Source organism: Flavobacterium polysaccharolyticum (genome assembly GCF_038739875.1).
Taxonomy (GTDB): Bacteria; Bacteroidota; Bacteroidia; order Flavobacteriales; family Flavobacteriaceae; genus Flavobacterium; species Flavobacterium polysaccharolyticum.
Genome location: NZ_JBCGDP010000065.1, coordinates 1 through 840 on the forward strand (window position 1 = coordinate 1; position 840 = coordinate 840).

At 40.0% G+C, this 840-nt stretch carries 1 protein-coding gene; it reads left to right on the forward strand.

Going from position 1 to position 840, the window contains the following annotated elements:
- A partial coding sequence (locus WFZ86_RS20105) for an Ig-like domain-containing protein (RefSeq protein WP_342693609.1) occupies positions 1–840 on the forward strand: 840 nt, incomplete at both ends.

An 840-nucleotide genomic window follows, 5' to 3' on the forward strand; every position in this document is an offset into this window, starting at 1 on the left:
GTATTGCTGCCTTCAGTCCAGCAACTTCAACCCGTTGCCAAGGAGCAGGAGCAGTAACCACTACTACCACAGCTACGAATTCAACAGGTATTACCTATAGTTTAGATGCCGCTTCATTAACAGCAGGGAATAGTATAAATGCATCCACAGGGGAGGTTACTTATGTAGCAGGTTGGTCAGGAAGCACAACAATTACAGCAAGCGCTGCAGGATGTAACGGTCCTGCTACCACTACACATGTAGTAACAGTAAATCCATTGCCAGCAGCTAACTTAGTATTAAACGGAACAAGTCCTATCTGTTCAGGTACGGGTACAAATATTACAGTTGTTAGTTCGGTTGTTGGTGTTAATTACCAATTGCGTACAGGAACTACCAATGTAGGAACAGCCGTAGCAGGAGATGGAGGAACAATTAATTTACCAACAGGAAATTTAACAGCCACTACTACTTTTAATGTATTGGCTACTAATGCAACAACAAGTTGTTCAATACAATTAACTGAAACAGAAGAAGTAACAGTAAATAATTGTCCTCCAGTAGCTTCGAACAGTACTATAAATGTAGCTGAAGAAAGTACAAATACTGCATTAGGATTAGCAGCACCAACCGATCCTGATAGTGGTGTCCTTACTATTACAGTTACAGGTTTACCAACTCTAGGAACAGTAACCTTGGCTAACGGAACAACTATAACCAATGGACAAATGCTTACGAGTGCCCAATTAATTGGATTGCAATATGACGCTCCAGTAGATTATAATGGAACTGATTCTGTTGGTAATTTTACATATAGTGTAAGTGATGGAAATACTACTGTAAGTGGACAAACTACCATCA